We start from the raw sequence: 807 nt of genomic DNA on the forward strand, positions 1-807 counted from the left end.
CCCATTTCGCCACCTACCACCCACCGGACCACCCACCACCCACCGGGCCCCCATTTCGCCGCCCGCCACCCGTTGGGTCCCCGGCTCGCCACCCGTCGAGCCGCCCGAGACACCACGCGCGTCAGAGGCCCGCCCGCAAACACCCATCGCGTTCCACTCGTCGCCAGATCCAGCCCCGAGTGGAACGCCATGGGTGTCTCAAGGCCCTTATGACACCCATGGTGTTCCACTCGTCGTGAGCGCTGCCTCTGGGTGGCACGCCATGGGTGGCTGACGCGTGGGCGAGCCTTGATGGGGCGCAGGCCGCGCCGGCGCGCCCCCAACCGAGGGCGCACAGTCCACGTGCGGGCGGAGCCGAACGCGTGGGTGAGCTGAGCGCGCGGGCAGCCCGGTGTGCGCAGGCCCAAACGGGTGAGCACACGCCCCGACGCACACACCCGACACACGAGCACACGCCCCGACGTGCAAACCCGAGCGCGCCAGCACACGCCCGACGTGCAAGCCCGAGCGCGCGAGCGCGGACAGTCAGAGGATGGCGTCCAAGGCGGCCAGGTCCTCGTCGGACGGCTGCCACGTGCCGGCTTCGGCGTTCGCCTTCACCTGGTCGGGAGTGGTGGCGCCGGCGATCACGGACGTCACCGCGGGACGGGCCGCCAGGCCGCCGATGGCCACGTGCAGCATGCTGATGCCGCGCTCGGCCGCGTACGCATCGATCGCCTCGATGACGTCCCAGCGCGCGGCGGCCAGCCGCTCGGCGTACCGGCCGCCGCCGGCCAGCCGGCTACCGGCCGGTACGCCGAGCGGCTG

1 protein-coding gene is annotated in these 807 nt (G+C 73.2%); it reads right to left on the minus strand.

The window, feature by feature from the left end; genetic code table 11:
* Positions 1-525: 525 nt before the first annotated feature.
* Positions 526-807: aldo/keto reductase (locus KBX39_RS32265; protein WP_210874215.1), on the minus strand; the 282-nt coding region annotated here is incomplete at its 5' end.

The organism is Micromonospora sp. D75, assembly GCF_018070405.1.
In the GTDB taxonomy this organism is placed as follows: Bacteria; Actinomycetota; Actinomycetes; order Mycobacteriales; family Micromonosporaceae; genus Micromonospora; species Micromonospora chalcea.